Genomic DNA, 16,484 nt, shown 5'->3' with positions numbered 1-16,484 from the left:
CGCCGGAAACCAAAGCGGCGGCGCCTGCGTATGGGAAGGCATGCCTTCCCACCCTCCCCTGCTGCGCACCGTCGCGGCCGCGCTCGCCGTCGTGGCCGGCGCGCTCTCGCTGGGCGCCTGCTCCCCCATCAAGCTGGTCGACCGGCTCACGCCCACCGACACCTACACCGTCCAGAACGACATCGCCTACGGCAGCGAGCCGCGCCAGCGGCTGGACGTGTACCAGCCGCTGGCGCGCACGGCGCCTGCGGCCGGCCGGCGGCCTCTGGTGGTCTTCTTTTATGGCGGCACCTGGACCACGGGCGACCGGGCCCAATACCGCTTCGTCGGCGAGGCGCTGGCCTCGCGCGGCGCCATCGTGGCCGTGGCCGACTACCGGCTCTCGCACGAAGTGCGCTATCCGGCCTTTGTGCAGGACAGCGCACGGGCCGTGAAATGGGGGCTGGACAACGCCGCCCGCCTGGGCGCGGACCCGGCCCAGGTCTATGTCATGGGACACAGCTCGGGCGCCTACAACGCGGCCATGGTGGCGCTCGATCCGCGCTGGCTCCAGGCGCTCGGGGCGAGTCCCCGGCAACTGGCCGGATGGATCGGCCTGGCCGGGCCCTACGACTTCCTGCCCATCGGCGACCCGGACGTGAAGCGCGCCTTCGACTGGCCGCGCACGATGCCCGAATCGCAGCCGATCAACCATGTCTCGGCCGCCGCGCCGCGCACGCTGCTCATGGCGGCCAGCCGGGACAACCTGGTCGACCCGCATCGCAACACCGCCCAGATGGCGCGCAAGCTGGAGGTGGCAGGCGTGCCGGTGGAGGTCCACACCTTCGACAACCTCAGCCACATCACGCTGATGGGCGCCGTCGCCACCCGCGTGCAGTGGATCGGCGGACCGGTGATGCCGCCGCTTCTGCGCTTCCTCGGACTGGCGCCGTCGGACTCGTCCCACAGGCCCGCTCAGTAGAATCGTTGGAATTTTTTCGCACTTTTCCACGATTAATCTAAGAGGACATCACCATGGCTCTTGTCTCGATGCGCGAGTTGCTGGACCACGCCGCCGCCAACGGCTACGGCATTCCGGCCTTCAACGTGAACAACCTGGAGCAAGTGCAGGCCGTGATGGCCGCTGCCGACGAAGTCGGCGCCCCGGTGATCCTCCAGGCCAGCGCCGGCGCCCGCAAATATGCCGGCGAGCACTTCATCAAGCACCTGATCCAGGCGGCGACCGAGGCCTATCCGCACATCCCGCTGGTGATGCACCAGGACCATGGCACCAGCCCCAAGATCTGCGCTGGCGCCATCGACCTGGGTTTCGGCTCGGTGATGATGGACGGCTCGCTGCGTGAGGACGGCAAGACCCCGGCCGACTTCGCCTACAACGTGGAAGTGACCCGCAAGGTCGTCGAGATGGCCCACAAGGTCGGCGTGACCGTCGAGGGCGAGCTGGGCTGCCTGGGCAACCTGGAAACCGGCGATGCCGGCGAGGAAGACGGCATCGGCGCCGAAGGCAAGCTGGACCACAGCCAGATGTTGACCGACCCCGAGGAGGCCGCCCAGTTCGTCAAGGCCACCCAGCTGGACGCCCTGGCCATCGCCATCGGCACCAGCCACGGCGCCTACAAGTTCAGCCGCCCGCCCACGGGCGACATCCTGGCGATCAGCCGCGTGAAGGAAATCCACGCCCGCATCCCCAACACCCACCTGGTGATGCACGGTTCGTCGTCGGTGCCGCAGGAGCTGCGCGCCATCATCAACCAGTACGGCGGCCAGATGAAGGAAACCTACGGCGTGCCCGTGGCCGAGATTCAGGAAGCCATCAAGTACGGCGTGCGCAAGATCAACATCGACACCGACATCCGCATGGCGATGACCGGTGCCGTGCGCAAGTTCATGGCCGAGAACCCCGAGAAGTTCGACATGCGCGAGTGGATGAAGCCGGCCCGCGAAGCCGCCAAGGCCGTGTGCAAGCAGCGCTACCTGGAATTCGGCTGCGAAGGCCAGGCTGGCAAGATCAAGGGCGCGGGCCTGCAGGTGATGGCCGCCAAGTACGCCCAGGGCGAGCTGGCGCAGGTCGTCCAATAAACCATCGGACAGGCGCCCGGCGCCTTCCGGACCGGCCACCGCCCGCGCGGTGGCTTTTTTTCGCGCGCGACACGCATACAGGCGGTGACACCGGCCTGTCACCACCCGCGGATAATCGCGCGCTGCTTTCCTCCTTCACCCTGCCGCCCGGCACCTCCATGGCCACGACCGTCCATACCTCCTCCATCCAGAGCCTGCCCCTGCTTGCACGCGGCAAGGTGCGCGACAACTACGCCGTCGGCGAGGACCGCATCCTCATGATCGCCAGCGACCGGCTGTCGGCCTTCGACGTCATCATGGGCGAGCCGATCCCGGGCAAGGGCGAGATCCTGACCAAGATGGCGCTGTGGTGGTTCGACCGCCTGGGCGGCATCTGCCCCAACCACCTGACCGGCGAGGCGCCCGAGAGCGTGGTGCGCCCGGAAGAGGTGGCGCAGGTCACGGGCCGCTCGATGCTGGTCAAGCGCCTCAAGCCCATTCCTGTCGAAGCCGTGGTGCGCGGCTACCTGGCCGGCAGCGGCTGGAAGGAATACCAGGAAAACCGGGAGGTCTGCGGCGTGCCGCTGCCCGAGGGACTCGTCAATTCGGCCAAGCTGCCGCGCGCCATCTTCACGCCCGCCGCCAAGGCCGCCGTGGGCGAGCACGACGAGAACATCAGCTACGAGCGCGTGGTCGAAATGATCGGCCCGCAGCTGGCCCAGCAGATCCGCGAGACCAGCATCGCGCTGTACGAGACGGCGGCCGAGATCGCGCTGCAGCGCGGCATGATCATCGCCGACACCAAGTTCGAGTTCGGCCTGGACGAAACCGGCCAGCTGGTGCTGATGGACGAGGTGCTCACACCTGACAGCTCGCGCTACTGGCCGGTGGAAGGCTACGAGGCCGCGCTGGCTGTCGGCACCAACCCCCCGAGCTACGACAAGCAGTTCGTGCGCGACTGGCTGGAGGCCGTGCGCATCAACGGCAAGCCCTGGGACAAGACGCCGCCCGCGCCGCGCCTGCCCAACGACGTGACCGAACGCACCGCGGCGAAGTACCGCGAGGCGCTGGAACGCCTGACCGGCTGAGCAGCCGGCGGCAGGGCGGCAGGGCGACAGGCGCAGCCCTCAGCGCTGCAGCATCGCCACCGTACGCCCGCTGCCGTCGAGCAGCACGAGGCGCGCCGGCGCCTGAAGGCGGTAGCTCGCCGTGGACTGCAGGGCCTGGAAGAACTGCATTTCGCGCTGGCCGCGCTCGGGTGCGACGCAGGCCATGCGGGTGGCTGCCAGCTGGCCGATGCGCAGCTGGCTGGCCGTGCGGCTGTAGGTGCCCGAAAAGCGGTTGCAGCCGCCACTGCCGACGGCCCGGCCGTCGCTGCCGAACTGCACCGAGGGCGTGCCCTGCGGATCGCCACCACCGTCCACCATCTCGCCCTGCAGCTGGACCAGGCGCCACGTCGGCCCCTCGATGGGCTCGTCCAGGCTGACGCCGCTGCCGCAGGCCGCGAGCGACAGGACGGCAGGCAGTGCGAAGGCCAGAAGGAGTCGGTGTCGGCGAGCGATGGCGGGCATGGAGGGTGCGTCCTTTCGGCGGGAAGTGGGGCCGCGGCATCGTACCCGGGGGCACCGTGTCGCCGCGTCGGCGCAGGCCGGCAACCGCGAGGCCCGGCCGTGTTGCGGAGCGGGCCGGAACAGCCCCCTCAGGCCGGCAGCGCCGCCGGCGCGCCCGAATGCCAGAGCACGGCAAAGAAGTGGCACACGCTGCCACCCAGCACGAACAGGTGCCACACGAAGTGCGCATAGCGCAGCTTCGAGTCGAAGAGGAACACGACGGCCCCCGCCGTGTACGAGACGCCGCCGGCCACCAGCCAGGCCAGGCCGGCGCCCGACATGCGCTCGACCAGCGGCACCGCCGCCACGATCGCCACCCAGCCCATGGCCACATACAGCCCGGTGGACCACAGCGGGTGCTTGAGCCGGTCGAAGAGCTTGGCCGCCACCCCCACCGCGGCCGCGGCCCAGACGATGGCGAACAGCGTCCAGCCCCAGGTGCCGCGCAGCACGCCCAGCACGAAGGGCATGTAGCTGCCGGCGATGAAGAGGTAGATGGAGGCATGGTCCAGCCGGTTGAACCACAGCTTGGCCCGGCCCGCCGGCAGCGCGTGGTACAGGGTGGAGACCAGGTACAGCACGATGGCCGTGCCGGCGAACAGGCTGGCCCCCACCACCTCGGCAACGTGGCCGCGCGCAGCAGCGTGGTGCACCAGGATCGGCAGCGAGGCCATGGCCAGCAGGGCGCCCAGGCCGTGGCTCAGGGCGTTGGCGATCTCCTCGCCGAGGGTCTGGTCACGCAGTTCACTGAGAAGGGACATGAGTCGGTTCAAGCAAGGGCCAGGCCGCGCCCGGCGCATCAGCTGCGTCGCGCGGCGCGGTAAAGGCCTTCGACCTTCGGCACGTTCTGCTCCAGCACGCGGATGCGGTCGGGCCCGGTCGGATGGGTGGACAGGAAGCTCAGGCCGCCCTGGCTCTTGGAGACCTGGGCCATCTTGGTCCAGAGGCTGACGGCGGCCTGGGGTTGGAAGCCGCCGCGGGCGGCGAGTTCCAGGCCGACGAGGTCCGCCTCGGTCTCGTCGTCGCGGCTGAACTTGAGGGAGATCAACTGCGTGCCGGCGCGTGCGCCCATGTCGCCCAGCTGGCCCAGCCCCAGCAACTGGGCGCCCAGCTGCAGCGCCATGCCGGTGCCGGCCGTCTTGGCCATGCGCTCGCGCGCATGCTCGCGCAGGGCATGAGCCATCTCGTGGCCCATCACCATCGCCGTCTCGTCGTCGCTGAGCTTGAGCTGGTCCAGGATGCCGGTGAAGAAGGCGATCTTGCCGCCCGGCATGCAGAAGGCGTTGACCTGCTTGCTGCCGATCAGGTTGACCTCCCACTTCCAGCCGGCGGCCCGGTCGTTCCATTGGCGCGTGTAGGGGATGAGGCGCTGTGCGATGCCGCGCAGACGCACCAGCTGCGGATGCTCGGGGCCGGCCAGCGCGCGCTGGCTGCGGGCCTTGGCGATCAGATCGCCGTACTGCTGCACGGCCGCGCCTTCGATCTGATCGGCCGGCACCAGGTTGCGCGCGGCCGACAGCGGCCCCACGTCGACCTGGGCCGCCACCGGCAGCGCGGCGCCGGCGGCTGCAGCGGCGCCCGCCAGCAGGAAGGCCCGGCGGGGTTGCCAGCGGGGCTGCGCCGGGCCCTCGTCGTCGACAGGGGTGGCGGCGGCAGAACGCAGGTCGCAGAGCAGGCACATGGTGGGCGGAATAATAAGGTTGCAACCTTCCTCCTCCATGTCCAATCCCCCAGCCGTCACTCCCGAATTGCCCAGGCAACCCTGGCGCGAAACCCTGCGCGTGTACCTGGAGCCGGCCTCGCTGCGCATGTTCGCCCTCGGCTTCGCGGCCGGCCTGCCGCTGCTGCTGGTGCTGGGCACGCTGAGCTTTCGCCTGCGCGAGGCCGGTGTCGACCGCGCCACCATCGGTTACCTGAGCTGGGTGGGCCTGGCCTACGGCTTCAAGTGGGTGTGGGCGCCGCTGGTCGACCGGCTGCCGCTGCCGCCGCTGACCACGGTGCTGGGTCGACGCCGCGGCTGGCTGCTGCTGTCGCAGGCCATGGTCATCGCGGGCCTGGTGGGCATGGCCCTGAACGATCCGCGCGCCGGACTGGAGCCGCTGGTGCTGTGCGCCGTGCTGGTGGCCTTCGGCTCGGCCACGCAGGACATCGCGCTGGACGCCTTCCGCATCGAATCGGCCGAGGCCCGCAAGCAGGCCGCGCTGGCGGCGGCCTACCAGACAGGCTACCGCCTGGCCATGATCTGGGCCGGTGCCGGCGTGCTGTGGGTGGCGGCCTGGGCCGAGGGCAGCGCCACCGGCGCCTACCAGAACGGCGGCTGGCGCACGGCCTACCTGGTGATGGCCGGCTCCATGGTGGTGGGCGTGCTGACGGTGCTGCTATCGGCCGAGCCCGTGCGCGTGCCGCTGCCGCCCGCCCGCTCGGCCGGCGAATGGCTGCGCAACACGCTGGTGGAGCCCTTTGCCGACTTCCTGCGCCGCTACCGCTGGCAGGCGGTGCTGATCCTGTCGCTGATCGCCATCTACCGCATCAGCGACGTGGTGATGGGCATCATGGCCAACCCCTTCTACGTGGACATGGGCTTCACCAAGGACGAGGTGGCCACGGTGAGCAAGGTCTACGGCGTCATCATGACCCTGGTCGGCGCCTTCGTCGGCGGCGTGCTGGCCATGCGCCTGGGCGTGATGCGGGTGCTGATGCTGGGCGCCGTGCTCAGCGCTGCCAGCAACCTGCTGTTCGCCTGGATGACCACCCGCGGCCATGACGTGACGGCGCTGGTGGCGGTGGTGTCGGCCGACAACCTGGCCGGCGGCATCGCCTCGGCCGCCTTCATCGCCTACCTCTCCAGCCTGACCAACGTGAGCTACTCGGCCACGCAGTACGCGCTGTTCAGCTCGCTGATGCTGCTGCTGCCCAAGTTCGTGGCCGGCTTCTCGGGGGCCTTCGTCGAGGCCTACGGCTACGCCACCTTCTTCACCGGCACGGCGCTGCTGGGCCTGCCGGTGCTGGCGCTGGTGGCGCTGGCCATGCGGGCCGCCCGCCGACCCGTGTAGCGAGAGGTCTTCAGCACCGCGGGCCCGGCGGCTGTTACGCTCCCGCCTCGTTCCTGAAACCTGCCCGCCGCACCGTGCCGCAGAAGATCCCGCCCCTCGTCATCACGGCCTACACGGCCACCACCGCCCTGGGCACCGGCCTGGAGGCGCTGCGCAGCGCGCTGGCCGCCTCGCGCAGCGGCCTGCGTCCCAACGATTTCGGCGAGCCGACCGAACAGCGCCTGCCCACCTGGATCGGCCGCGTGCCCGGCGTCGAGGACGTGGTGCTGCCGCCCGAGCTCGCGCCCTGGGATTGCCGCAACAACCGCCTGGCCTGGATGGGCCTGAATGCCGACGGCTTCATCGGCGCCGCCCTGGCCGCGCGCGAGCGCCACGGCGCGGACCGCGTCGCCGTGATCATCGGCACCTCCACCTCCAGCATCGGCGAGACCGAACAGGCCTACACCCGGCTGGACGCCGAGGGCCGCTTTCCCGAAGCCATGCGCAACGCGCAGGTCCACACGCCGCATGCACCCGGCCTGTTCGTGCAGCGCGCGCTGGGGCTGACGGGGCCGTGCGAGACGATCTCCACCGCCTGCTCCTCCAGCGCCAAGGTCTTCGCCTCGGCCGAGCGGCTGATCCGCCTGGGCCTGGCCGACGCCGCCGTGGTGGGCGGCGCCGATTCGCTGTGCGGCAGCGTGCTGTTCGGCTTCAACTCGCTGGAGCTGGTGTCGCCCGAGCCCTGTCGGCCCTTCGACGCCGAGCGCCGCGGCATCAGCCTGGGCGAGGCGGCCGGCTTTGCGCTGCTGGAGCGCAGCGGCACCGGCCCGCACCTGCTGGGCCATGGCGAGGCGAGCGACGCGCATCACATGTCCACGCCGCATCCCGAAGGCGCCGGCGCCGAGCGGGCGCTGAACGACGCGCTGGCGCGCGCCGGCCTGGCCGCCGACGACATCGACTACATCAACCTGCACGGCACGGCCAGCAGCAAGAACGACGAGGTCGAGGCCGCCCTGGTGGCGCGGCGCTTCCCGGCCCGCACCCATGCCAGCAGCACCAAGGGCTTCACCGGCCACACGCTGGGGGCGGCCGGCATCGTCGAAGCCGCCGTCAGCCTGCTGGCACTGGAGACGGGACTGATGCCCGGCAACATCAACGCGCGGACGTTCGACGCCGTCTGTGGCCCGCAGCTGCGCCGCGAGCCGGCCCAGGGGGAAGTACGGCACGTGCTGTCCAACTCCTTCGGCTTCGGCGGCAACAACTGCGCGCTGATCTTCGGAAGGGCCGTGCAATGAGCCGGCTGCCCACGCTCTACGTCGAAGGCCCGGCCTTCTGGCATCCGCTGCTGCCTGGCTGGGAGGCTGCACGCGCCGCCTTCCGCGGCGAAGCGGGCCTGGCCGAAGCTCCCGCCCGCCGCCCGGCCCCGCAGATCCTGGCACCGGCCGAGCGTCGCCGCGCGCCCGACACCGTGGCGCTGGCGCTCGAAGTGGCGAGCGCGGCCGTGGCCGGCTCCGGCCGCGCGGCGGTCGACCTGCCCTGCGTCTTCACCTCGGCCCAGGGCGACCTGGCCATCAGCGACTACATGTGCGCCACGCTCGCGCAGGCGCCCACCCAGCTGTCGCCGATCAAGTTCCACAACTCGGTGCACAACGCCGCCGTGGGCTACTGGACCATCGGCACCGGCTGCCAGCAGGCCAGCAATGCGATCAGCGCGTCGTCGCACAGCTTCGCCGCCGGCCTGCTGGAAGCCGCCACGCAATGCGCCGCCGACCACCAGGCCGTGCTGCTGGTGGGCTTCGATGCCGAAGCGGCCGGCCCGCTGGCGCAGGTGCACGACACGCACGGCCTGCTGGCCGGCGCCATGGTGCTGGCCCCCGAGGCCAGCGAGCGCACCGTTGCCACGCTGTCCATCGCACTACACAGTGGCGCAGCCATCCCCACGGCATTGCAGTCCGAGGCGGCCCGCGCCCTGCCGCCCAACGCCATGGCCGACTCGCTTCCCTTCTTCGAGGCCCTGGCGCGCGGTCCCGACCCAGGCGGCCAGCCGCTGGTCCTCGCGCTGTCCGACACGCTGGCACTGCACATCACGCTAGGCTGACCGCCCCTTTCAGGAGAGTCCATGCACCCCACGCCCGCCACCCACGACGTCATCATCATGGGGGGCGGCCTGGCAGGACTCACGCTGGCGCTGCAGCTCAAGCGGCGCTTCGGCGACATCGACGTGCTGGTGCTGGAGCGCCGAAGCCACCCGGTCCCACATGCCACGCACAAGGTGGGCGAGTCGTCGGTGGAGATCGGCGCCCACTACTTCGACACCGTGCTCGGACTCAAGCAGCACCTGGATGAAGCACAGCTGCGCAAGTTCGGCTTCCGCTTCTTCTTCTCCGAAGGCCGGCGCGACCTGGATGCCGTGACCGAGGTCGGCGCGAGCCGGCCGCTGTCGATCCCCAGCTACCAGATCGACCGCGGCATCTTCGAGAACCACCTGGCCGAGGTGGCCGCCGCCCAGGGCGTGCGCTTCGTCGACAACGCGATGGTGCGGCGCATGGCGCTGGACCCCGCCCCGCAGGGCCTGCACCGGATCGAATGGACCGAGGCCGGCGAGCCCCGTGCCGCGCAGTGCCGCTGGGTGGTGGATGCCTGCGGCCGCGCTGGCCTGCTCAAGCGCCAGCTCGGCCTGGTGCAGCCCAACGAGCATCAGGCGCATGCCGTGTGGTTCCGCATCGGCAACCGGCTGACGCTGGACGACTGGGCCCAGGATCCGGACTGGCGCGCGCGCTGCACGCCGGCCGCACGCTGGCTGTCGACCAATCACCTGGTGGGCGCCGGCTACTGGGTGTGGCTGATCCCCTTGGCCTCGGGCTCGCACTCGGTGGGCATCGTGGCCGACCCCGCATTCCACCCGCTGGAGCGCATGGACAGCTTCGACAAGGCCATGGACTGGCTGGCCGAGCACCAGCCGGTGCTCTTCGACGTGCTCGACGGCCAGCGGGACAAACTCCAGGACTTCGCCTTCATGCGCAAGTTCTCCTACGGCTGCAAGAAGGTCTTCAGCGGCGAGCGCTGGGCACTCACGGGCGAGGCGGGGCTGTTCCTCGACCCCTTCTACTCGCCCGGCAGCGACTTCATCGCGATGAGCAACACCTTCATCTGCGACCTCATCGCCCACGACCGCGCGGGCCGCTCGGTGCAGGCGCGCGCGCAACTGTACGACCACATCTACCACTCCTTCTACGACAGCACGCTCGCGCTCTACCAGGGGCAATACGGGCTGTTCGGCGACCCCGAGGTGCTGCCGGTCAAGGTGGTCTGGGACTACACCTACTACTGGGGCGTGCTGTCGCAGCTGTTCTTCCACGAGCGGCTGACCGACGTCGCCACGCTGGGCAACCTGCGCGAGGAACTGCAGCACTGCCAGCAGCTGAACATCGCGATGCAGGGCTTCCTGCGTGCCTGGTCGTCGGTGAGCGAGCGCCGCAACGCGGCACGCATGCTCGACCAGGCGGCGCTGCCGTGGTTTGCCGAGCTCAATGCCAGCCTGCGCGAGTCGCCGCTGCCCGACGCGGCGGCCTTCCAGGCCCGGCTGCGCCAGTGCGTGGCACAGCTGCGCACGCTGGCCCACCAGATCCACCGGCAGGCGCTGGACCAGCACCCCGGGCTGGACGATGGCGCACTGGCCGCGCTGCTGGCCCAGCCCATGCCGCGCACGCCCATCGACCGCGACGCGGCACCGATGCTGTTCGAGCACCTGGCCCGATCCCCCGCGGTGGCCTGAGGCCGAACGCGACGAGGCAAGCAGCAGGCCGCGGCAGAGGCGGACGCGGCCGGCAGGCGCTTCGCATGCATCGTCGCGATGCAACCCGGTTTACCCAACTTTACGAAGACTTCAACCGCCTTTGCCGGCGGGCGGCGAGCATTCCCTTCACCATGACGACCCCACAGCTGCTCATGATCGAAGACGACCAGCGCCTGGCGCAGATGGTCGTCGAGTACCTGGCCCAGTCCGGCTTCGCCGTCAGCCATGCTGGCGACGGCGCGCGCGGCATGGCGGCACTGGAGCAGCAACTGCCCGACCTCGTCATCCTCGATCTGATGCTGCCGGATGCCGACGGCCTGGACCTGTGCCGCCGCATCCGTGCCCTGCCCGGCGCGGCCGGCAAGGTGCCGGTGCTGATGCTGACGGCCAAGGGCGACCCCATGGACCGCATCATCGGCCTGGAGCTCGGCGCCGACGACTACCTGCCCAAGCCCTTCGAGCCGCGCGAGCTGCTGGCGCGCATCCGCGCCGTGCTGCGCCGCCGCGGCGAAGGCGGCTTGGCGGCAGGGCCCGAGCCGGCGCGTGGCATGCGCTTCGGCTCTCTGGAGATCGACCGGGATGCGCGCACCGTCACCGTGGCCGGCCAGGCGGCCGAACTCACCTCCTACCAGTTCGACCTGCTGGTGGCGATGGCCGAACGCGCCGGCCGGGTGCTGACGCGCGACCAGATCATGGAGGCTGTCCGAGGCCGTGAACTGGAAGCCTTCGACCGTTCCATCGACGTGCACATGGGCCGCATCCGCGCGGCCATCGAGGCCGACCCCAAGAACCCCAAGCGCATCCTCACCGTGCGCGGCGTCGGCTACGTCTTCGCCAAGCAGCAGGACTAGCAACGGTTCATGGTCGGCCTGTTCACCCGCCATCTCTACGTGCGCATCTGGCTGGCCGTGCTGGCCGGCGTGGCCGTGGTCGTGATGGCGGCGGGCTGGGCCTGGAAGGTGGCGGACGACCAGCGCAGCGCCCCGCTGCCGCGCGACGTGACGCTGCGAGACACGCAGAACAACGCCTTTGCCAACGGCAAGTCGGTGCGCACCAGCCGGCCGGGCGAGCCGCTGGAATTCGCCATCTCGCTGGACAACGGCCAGCAGTTCACCATGGAACTGGGCCCGCGCATCGACCGCCGGCCCACGCCGCCGCCCTGGCTCCATCCGCATACCGGCATCTTCTGGCTGCTGGGCATGGTGGGCCTGGCCACCGGCCTGGGGCTGTACCCCATCGTGCGCCGGCTGACGCTGCGCCTCGAAGGCCTGCAGCGCAGCGTGCAGCGCTTCGGCGAAGGCGACCTCTCGGTGCGCGTCGACGACCGCGGCGAGGACGAGGTGGCCGACCTGGCCCGCCGTTTCAACGATGCCGCCACCCGCGTGGAGCAGCTGGTGCGCTCGCACAAGTCGCTGCTGGCCAATGCCTCGCACGAGCTGCGCTCGCCGCTGGCGCGCATCCGCATGGGGCTGGAGCTGATGGGCCCCCAGGCCAACAGCGCGGCCCGCGCCGAGATCTCGCGCAACATCGCCGAGCTGGACCAGCTGATCGACGAGATCCTGCTGGCCAGCCGCCTCGACGCCCGCGAAGCCGACGTCGGCACCATCGAGACGGTGGACCTGATGGGCCTGGCCGCCGAGGAATGCGCCCGCGTGGATGCCGACCTGGGCCTGGCCGCGGGCACGGCACTGGACGCGGTGACGGTGCATGGGGTGTCGCGCCTGCTGCGCCGGGCCCTGCGCAACCTGCTGGAGAACGCGCGCCGGCATGGCGGCAGCGGCACGGTGGCCGTCGAGCTGGCGGCCGAGCCGGGCTGGGCGATGCTGCATGTGGACGACCAGGGCCCCGGCGTGCCCGAGGCGCTGCGCGAGCGCATCTTCGAGCCCTTCTACCGCCTGCCCGGTGCCAGCGAGCGCGACGGGGGCGTGGGCCTGGGGTTGGCGCTGGTCAAGTCCATCGCCGAACGGCATGGCGGCGGGGTGCGCTGCACGCGCAGCCCGGCGGGCGGCGCCCGCTTCACCATCCGGCTGCCACGGCCCGCCTGACACGCGCCCGACGGGCCGCCCGCAGGGTCTGCACGATCCTGCCACGGTCGCTTCCTAGAATCGGCAGCCTTTCTCCGGCCACCCGCCGCCTTGTGCTGCACACCAGCCCGCGCGTGCCGACGCCGCGACCAACCGACCCATCCGATGCGCCTTCCCCTTCTTCCCCGCGCCGCCGCCTGCCTGTGGGGCGCGGTGGTGTTCATGCCGGTGGGCCTGAACTACATGGCCTTCCTGCTGCTGCTGGCGACGATGCTGGTGGCAGGCGACTGGCGCGAGCGCGTGGAGCGCCTGGCCCACCATCCGCTGCGCTGGCCCCTCGCGGCGCTGGTGCTGTGGCAGCTGGTCGTGCTGGTCATCGGGCCGCACTACGCCGAGACCGGCGTCAACCTGTGGCACGGCATCCGCATCCCGCTGACCATCCTGCTGGCCCTGATGCTCACCCGCGAGGAGGCGGTGTGGGCGATGCGCGGCTTCCTGGGCATCGCCTTCTTCAACATCGCCTACACGGCGGTGTTCTATTTCATCCTGATGAAGTTCGGCGTGATGCCGCCCATGGGCGTGCTCAAGCCGATGATCATGCTGGTGGGCAACAAGTCGATCAACGATGCGCTGCTCTACACCGTGCTGGGCGGCGCCTCGGCCGCCTGGGCGCTGCAGCGGCTGGTGGAGCACCGGCCCTACCGGGCGGTGGCCGGCTTCGCGCTGACGGCTGCGACGGTCTTCATCGTCAACTGGAACCTGCCTTCGCGCACCTCGCTGCTGGCCATGCTGATCGTGCTGCCCCTGCTGTGCGTGCACCAGTGGCGCAGCCACTGGCGCGGCATGGCCGTGGCGCTGGCGGCCGTGGTGGTGGTGCTCGGCTTCGCGCTGCGCGAGGCGCCGCCCGTGGTCGAGCAGAAGCTGGCCCAGGGTGTGTCGGAGATCGAGGCCGCACGCGCTGGCGCGGTCTCCGAGGGCAGCTGGGTGGTGCGCTACCACATGTACACCGTCACCGGCCGCATGATCGCCGACCGGCCGCTGGCGGGCTGGGGCATCGGCGCCTGGAACCAGATCTGGCGCGAGCGCGGCCCGGCCCTGCTGGCCAACTACAACATGCCGCACAACGACTTCCTGTGGATGGGCTCACAGACCGGTCTGCCCGGCGTGGCCGCGCTGCTGGCCGTGATGCTGTGCGCCGTGTGGCAGGCCTGGAAGCGACCGGACCTGTCTGGCCGCGTGGCCTTCGCCGCCACGCTCATCATGCTGCTGGCCAGCTGCGTCAACTCGGCCCTGCGGGACGCGCAGATCGGGTTGTCGCTGCTGTGGGTGGGGATGGTGTTCCTGCGGCTTTCGCGCGAGCCGGTGGGTGTCTGGCTGGAGGTGCTGCCACGGCGCTGGCGAGGCGCCTCGGTCTAGCACTGCCGCCAGAAACGACAAGGCCGCCGGGGATGACCCGGCGGCCTTGTTTCATTCTGGCGTAGGGCCCGCCAATCGAGGCCCCCTGGTGGCGCCGGCCTCAGTGGCCGCCGGCCACCACCTCGCCCGCCTTCAGGCGGTACAGCGTGCCGCAATACGGGCACTTGGCCTCGCCCGTGCGGGCGACGTCCAGGTACACCTTGGGATGGGTGTTCCACAGCTTCATGTCGGCCTTGGGGCTGGGACAGAAGACGCCGCCCTGGTGGTTCAGGTCCTTGGCGGCAAGTTCGACGACGGCGGAAGTGGACATGGCGATCAGACCTTGGTGAGCCAGTGGGCGTACTTGGGATTGCGGCCGTTGACGATGTCGAAGAAGGCGTTCTGCACCTTCTCGGTCACGGGGCCTCGGCTGCCGATGCCGATCTGCACCCGGTCGAGTTCGCGGATGGGCGTGACCTCGGCGGCGGTGCCGGTGAAGAAGGCCTCGTCGGCGATGTAGACCTCGTCGCGCGTGATGCGCTTCTGCACCACCTCGATGCCGAGGTCCTTGGCGATGTGCAGGATGGTGTTGCGCGTGATGCCGTTGAGCGCGCCGGCCGACAGGTCGGGCGTGTAGATCGTGCCGCCCTTGACCACAAAGATGTTCTCGCCCGCGCCTTCGGAGACGAAGCCGGCCGCGTCCAGCAGCAGGGCCTCGTCGTAGCCGTCTTCCGTGGCCTCCATGTTGGCCAGGATGGAGTTGCTGTAGTTGGAGACCGCCTTGGCCTGCGTCATCGTGATGTTCACGTGGTGGCGGGTGTAGCTGCTGGTCTTGACGCGGATGCCGCGCTTGAGGCCCTCTTCGCCCAGGTAGGCGCCCCAGGCCCAGGCCGCGACCATCGCATGGATGGTGTTGCCCTTGGGGCTCACGCCCAGCTTCTCGGAGCCGATCCAGACCAGCGGGCGCAGGTAGCAGCTTTCGAGCTGGTTGGCCCGCACCACTTCCTTCTGCGCCTCGTTGAGCTGCTCCTTGCTGAACGGGATGTTCATGCGCAGGATCTTGGCGCTGTTGTAGAGGCGCTCGGTGTGCTCTTCGAGGCGGAAGATGGCGGTGCCGTCGACGGTGTTGTAGGCCCGCACCCCTTCGAAAGCGCCGCAGCCGTAGTGCAGCGTGTGGGTCAGCACATGGATCTTCGCGTCGCGCCAGTCGACGAGTTCACCGTCCATCCAGATCTTGCCGTCACGGTCGGCCAGCGAGGGGATCGCGCTCATGTCTTGCTTGTCCTTGCAGGGAGAAATGCGGGGAGCCGGCGATTTTAAGGCGCCGGCCTGCCCGGGCTTTTACTCGGGCTTACAGGCCGCGCAGGCGACCCCGGCCACGCGGCGCACGCACAATCGCCCGCTTCGCGTTTTTCCCGCCGACCTGCCGTGCCCCGTTTCAAGAACGTCATCAGCTTCCGCATCGAGCCCGCATGGGCGCCCGACTTCGACGCCGCCCAGCAGCAGCTGGAAAAGGAGCGCTTCGTGCCCTGCGGCGCGACGCAGGAATCGTCCGCCGGCTGGGTCGAGCCCCGCGGCCAGGCCGAGGGCCCGCTGCTGGAGTCCGTCGGCGGCCAGTGGCTGCTGGAGTACATGGTCGAGAGCAAGACGCTGCCCGCCTCGGTGGTGCGCCGCAAGCTCGACGAGCGCTGCGCGCAGATCGAGCAGCAGACCGGCCGCCAGCCCGGCAAGAAGGAGAAGAAGCAGCTCAAGGAAGACATCACGCAGGAGCTGCTGCCCATGGCCTTCACCCGCCATGCGCGCATCGCCGTGTGGATCGACCCGGGCGCAAGGCGACTGACGCTGGACACCTCCAACCAGGCCCGCGCCGACGGCGTGGTGACGGCGCTGGTCAAGGCGCTGGACGGCTTCGGCGTGTCGGCCTTCCACACACAGGTGGAGCCCGGCAGCGCCATGGCCGGCTGGCTGGCCACGCAGGAGCCACCGGCGGGCTTTTCCATCGACCGCGACTGCGAGCTCAAGGCCACGGACGACTCCAAGGCCGTGGTGCGCTATGCCAAGCATCCACTAAACATCGAGGAGGTGCGCGAGCACATCGCCCAGGGCAAGCGGCCGACCCGCCTGGCCCTTACCTGGGAGGACCGCGTCTCCTTCGAGCTGACCGAGGGCATGCAGCTGCGCAAGCTGCAGTTCCTGGAAGGCGTGTTCGACGGCGCCGGCAGCGATGCGCAGGCCAAGGACGAGGGCTTCGACACCGATGCCGCCATCGTGACCGGCGAGCTGGGGCAGTTACTGCCCGCGTTGCTGGAAGCGCTGGGCGGGGAGATGGCGCCGGGCATGGCGGCGGCAGCCGCGCCAGCGCCGGTGGCCGCGCCGCGGGCTGAATCGCAATTGGTGGCAGAGACAACGCCCGGATCGACGTCGGCGACCGACGACGACGGCCCGCCCTTCTGAAGATGAAGCCCCTCACTCCTTGCGGGAGAGCAACTGTGTTCAAAGTCAATGGTTAGTTCATGCAGTGGCGTGCTGTGGATAACCAGGCTGCCAGGGCACGCCCGATTTGATAACC

The 16,484-nt window shown here is 70.1% G+C and carries 16 protein-coding genes; 11 read left to right on the top strand and 5 right to left on the bottom strand.

Features of this window, described 5'->3' with window-relative positions; translation table 11 throughout:
• Positions 1-40: 40 nt before the first annotated feature.
• The 3 genes from ABIC63_RS23200 to ABIC63_RS23190 all read left to right on the top strand — a co-directional run bounded on the left by ABIC63_RS23200 (position 41) and on the right by ABIC63_RS23190 (position 3,146).
• Complete coding sequence (locus ABIC63_RS23200; protein WP_354321531.1) at positions 41-961, top strand: alpha/beta hydrolase; 921 nt, start codon at positions 41-43, stop codon at positions 959-961.
• 53 nt (positions 962-1,014) lie between these two features.
• Positions 1,015-2,079, top strand: a complete 1,065-nt coding sequence (gene fba, locus ABIC63_RS23195; RefSeq protein ID WP_043114233.1) for a class II fructose-bisphosphate aldolase — start codon at positions 1,015-1,017, stop codon at positions 2,077-2,079.
• A 158-nt stretch (positions 2,080-2,237) separates the two neighbouring features.
• On the top strand, positions 2,238-3,146 hold the full coding sequence (locus ABIC63_RS23190) for a phosphoribosylaminoimidazolesuccinocarboxamide synthase (protein ID WP_294376655.1): 909 nt from the start codon (positions 2,238-2,240) through the stop codon (positions 3,144-3,146).
• A gap of 39 nt (positions 3,147-3,185) precedes the next feature.
• On the opposite strand, the gene ABIC63_RS23185 is transcribed toward ABIC63_RS23190, so the two are convergent.
• From ABIC63_RS23185 to ABIC63_RS23175, 3 genes are all read right to left on the bottom strand, one after another.
• Complete coding sequence (locus ABIC63_RS23185) at positions 3,186-3,629, bottom strand: META domain-containing protein (RefSeq protein WP_294376657.1); 444 nt, start codon at positions 3,627-3,629, stop codon at positions 3,186-3,188.
• A 128-nt stretch (positions 3,630-3,757) separates the two neighbouring features.
• The gene (trhA, locus tag ABIC63_RS23180) at positions 3,758-4,429 is read right to left on the bottom strand and encodes a PAQR family membrane homeostasis protein TrhA (RefSeq protein ID WP_294376660.1); all 672 of its coding nucleotides are present in this window, start codon (positions 4,427-4,429) and stop codon (positions 3,758-3,760) included.
• 38 nt (positions 4,430-4,467) lie between these two features.
• The gene (locus ABIC63_RS23175; RefSeq protein ID WP_294376665.1) at positions 4,468-5,349 is read right to left on the bottom strand and encodes a M48 family metallopeptidase; all 882 of its coding nucleotides are present in this window, start codon (positions 5,347-5,349) and stop codon (positions 4,468-4,470) included.
• Between the two features lie 37 nt (positions 5,350-5,386).
• On the opposite strand from ABIC63_RS23175, the gene ABIC63_RS23170 reads away from it, so the two are divergent.
• From ABIC63_RS23170 to ABIC63_RS23140, 7 genes are all read left to right on the top strand, one after another.
• A complete protein-coding gene (locus ABIC63_RS23170; protein ID WP_294376667.1) occupies positions 5,387-6,721 on the top strand; it encodes an AmpG family muropeptide MFS transporter in 1,335 nt (444 codons plus the stop codon).
• A 74-nt stretch (positions 6,722-6,795) separates the two neighbouring features.
• Positions 6,796-7,995, top strand: coding sequence for a beta-ketoacyl-[acyl-carrier-protein] synthase family protein (locus tag ABIC63_RS23165; protein WP_354321530.1), 1,200 nt, complete (start codon positions 6,796-6,798; stop codon positions 7,993-7,995).
• A complete protein-coding gene (locus ABIC63_RS23160; protein WP_294376673.1) occupies positions 7,992-8,798 on the top strand; it encodes a beta-ketoacyl synthase chain length factor in 807 nt (268 codons plus the stop codon). Before ABIC63_RS23165 ends, ABIC63_RS23160 begins: the two co-directional genes overlap by 4 nt.
• Positions 8,799-8,819: 21 nt before the next feature.
• Positions 8,820-10,475: an NAD(P)/FAD-dependent oxidoreductase gene (locus tag ABIC63_RS23155; RefSeq protein ID WP_354321529.1), complete on the top strand. Its 1,656-nt coding sequence runs from the start codon at positions 8,820-8,822 to the stop codon at positions 10,473-10,475.
• Between the two features lie 152 nt (positions 10,476-10,627).
• Entirely contained in the window at positions 10,628-11,347 is a 720-nt protein-coding gene (locus ABIC63_RS23150; RefSeq protein ID WP_354321528.1) for a response regulator, read from the top strand.
• 9 nt (positions 11,348-11,356) lie between these two features.
• Positions 11,357-12,541, top strand: coding sequence for an ATP-binding protein (locus ABIC63_RS23145; RefSeq protein ID WP_294376679.1), 1,185 nt, complete (start codon positions 11,357-11,359; stop codon positions 12,539-12,541).
• Between the two features lie 144 nt (positions 12,542-12,685).
• Positions 12,686-13,936, top strand: a complete 1,251-nt coding sequence (locus ABIC63_RS23140; RefSeq protein ID WP_354321527.1) for an O-antigen ligase family protein — start codon at positions 12,686-12,688, stop codon at positions 13,934-13,936.
• A gap of 100 nt (positions 13,937-14,036) precedes the next feature.
• Here ABIC63_RS23140 and ABIC63_RS23135 read toward each other — a convergent pair whose 3' ends face one another.
• Both ABIC63_RS23135 and ABIC63_RS23130 read right to left on the bottom strand, forming a co-directional pair.
• Positions 14,037-14,246: a zinc-finger domain-containing protein gene (locus ABIC63_RS23135; RefSeq protein ID WP_017758891.1), complete on the bottom strand. Its 210-nt coding sequence runs from the start codon at positions 14,244-14,246 to the stop codon at positions 14,037-14,039.
• 5 nt (positions 14,247-14,251) lie between these two features.
• Positions 14,252-15,187 (bottom strand): branched-chain amino acid transaminase, encoded by a 936-nt coding sequence (locus ABIC63_RS23130; protein ID WP_354321526.1) that lies wholly within the window; start codon positions 15,185-15,187, stop codon positions 14,252-14,254.
• A 156-nt stretch (positions 15,188-15,343) separates the two neighbouring features.
• Between ABIC63_RS23130 and ABIC63_RS23125 the strand changes: the two genes are divergently transcribed.
• On the top strand, positions 15,344-16,369 hold the full coding sequence (locus ABIC63_RS23125) for a recombination-associated protein RdgC (RefSeq protein WP_354321525.1): 1,026 nt from the start codon (positions 15,344-15,346) through the stop codon (positions 16,367-16,369).
• Positions 16,370-16,484 lie beyond the last annotated feature (115 nt).

Source organism: Pseudacidovorax sp. 1753, assembly GCF_040544975.1.
Classification (GTDB): domain Bacteria; phylum Pseudomonadota; class Gammaproteobacteria; order Burkholderiales; family Burkholderiaceae_C; genus Xenophilus.
The sequence above is the reverse complement of the archived record's forward strand: the minus strand, read 5'-3'. Positions and strand labels throughout refer to the sequence as shown.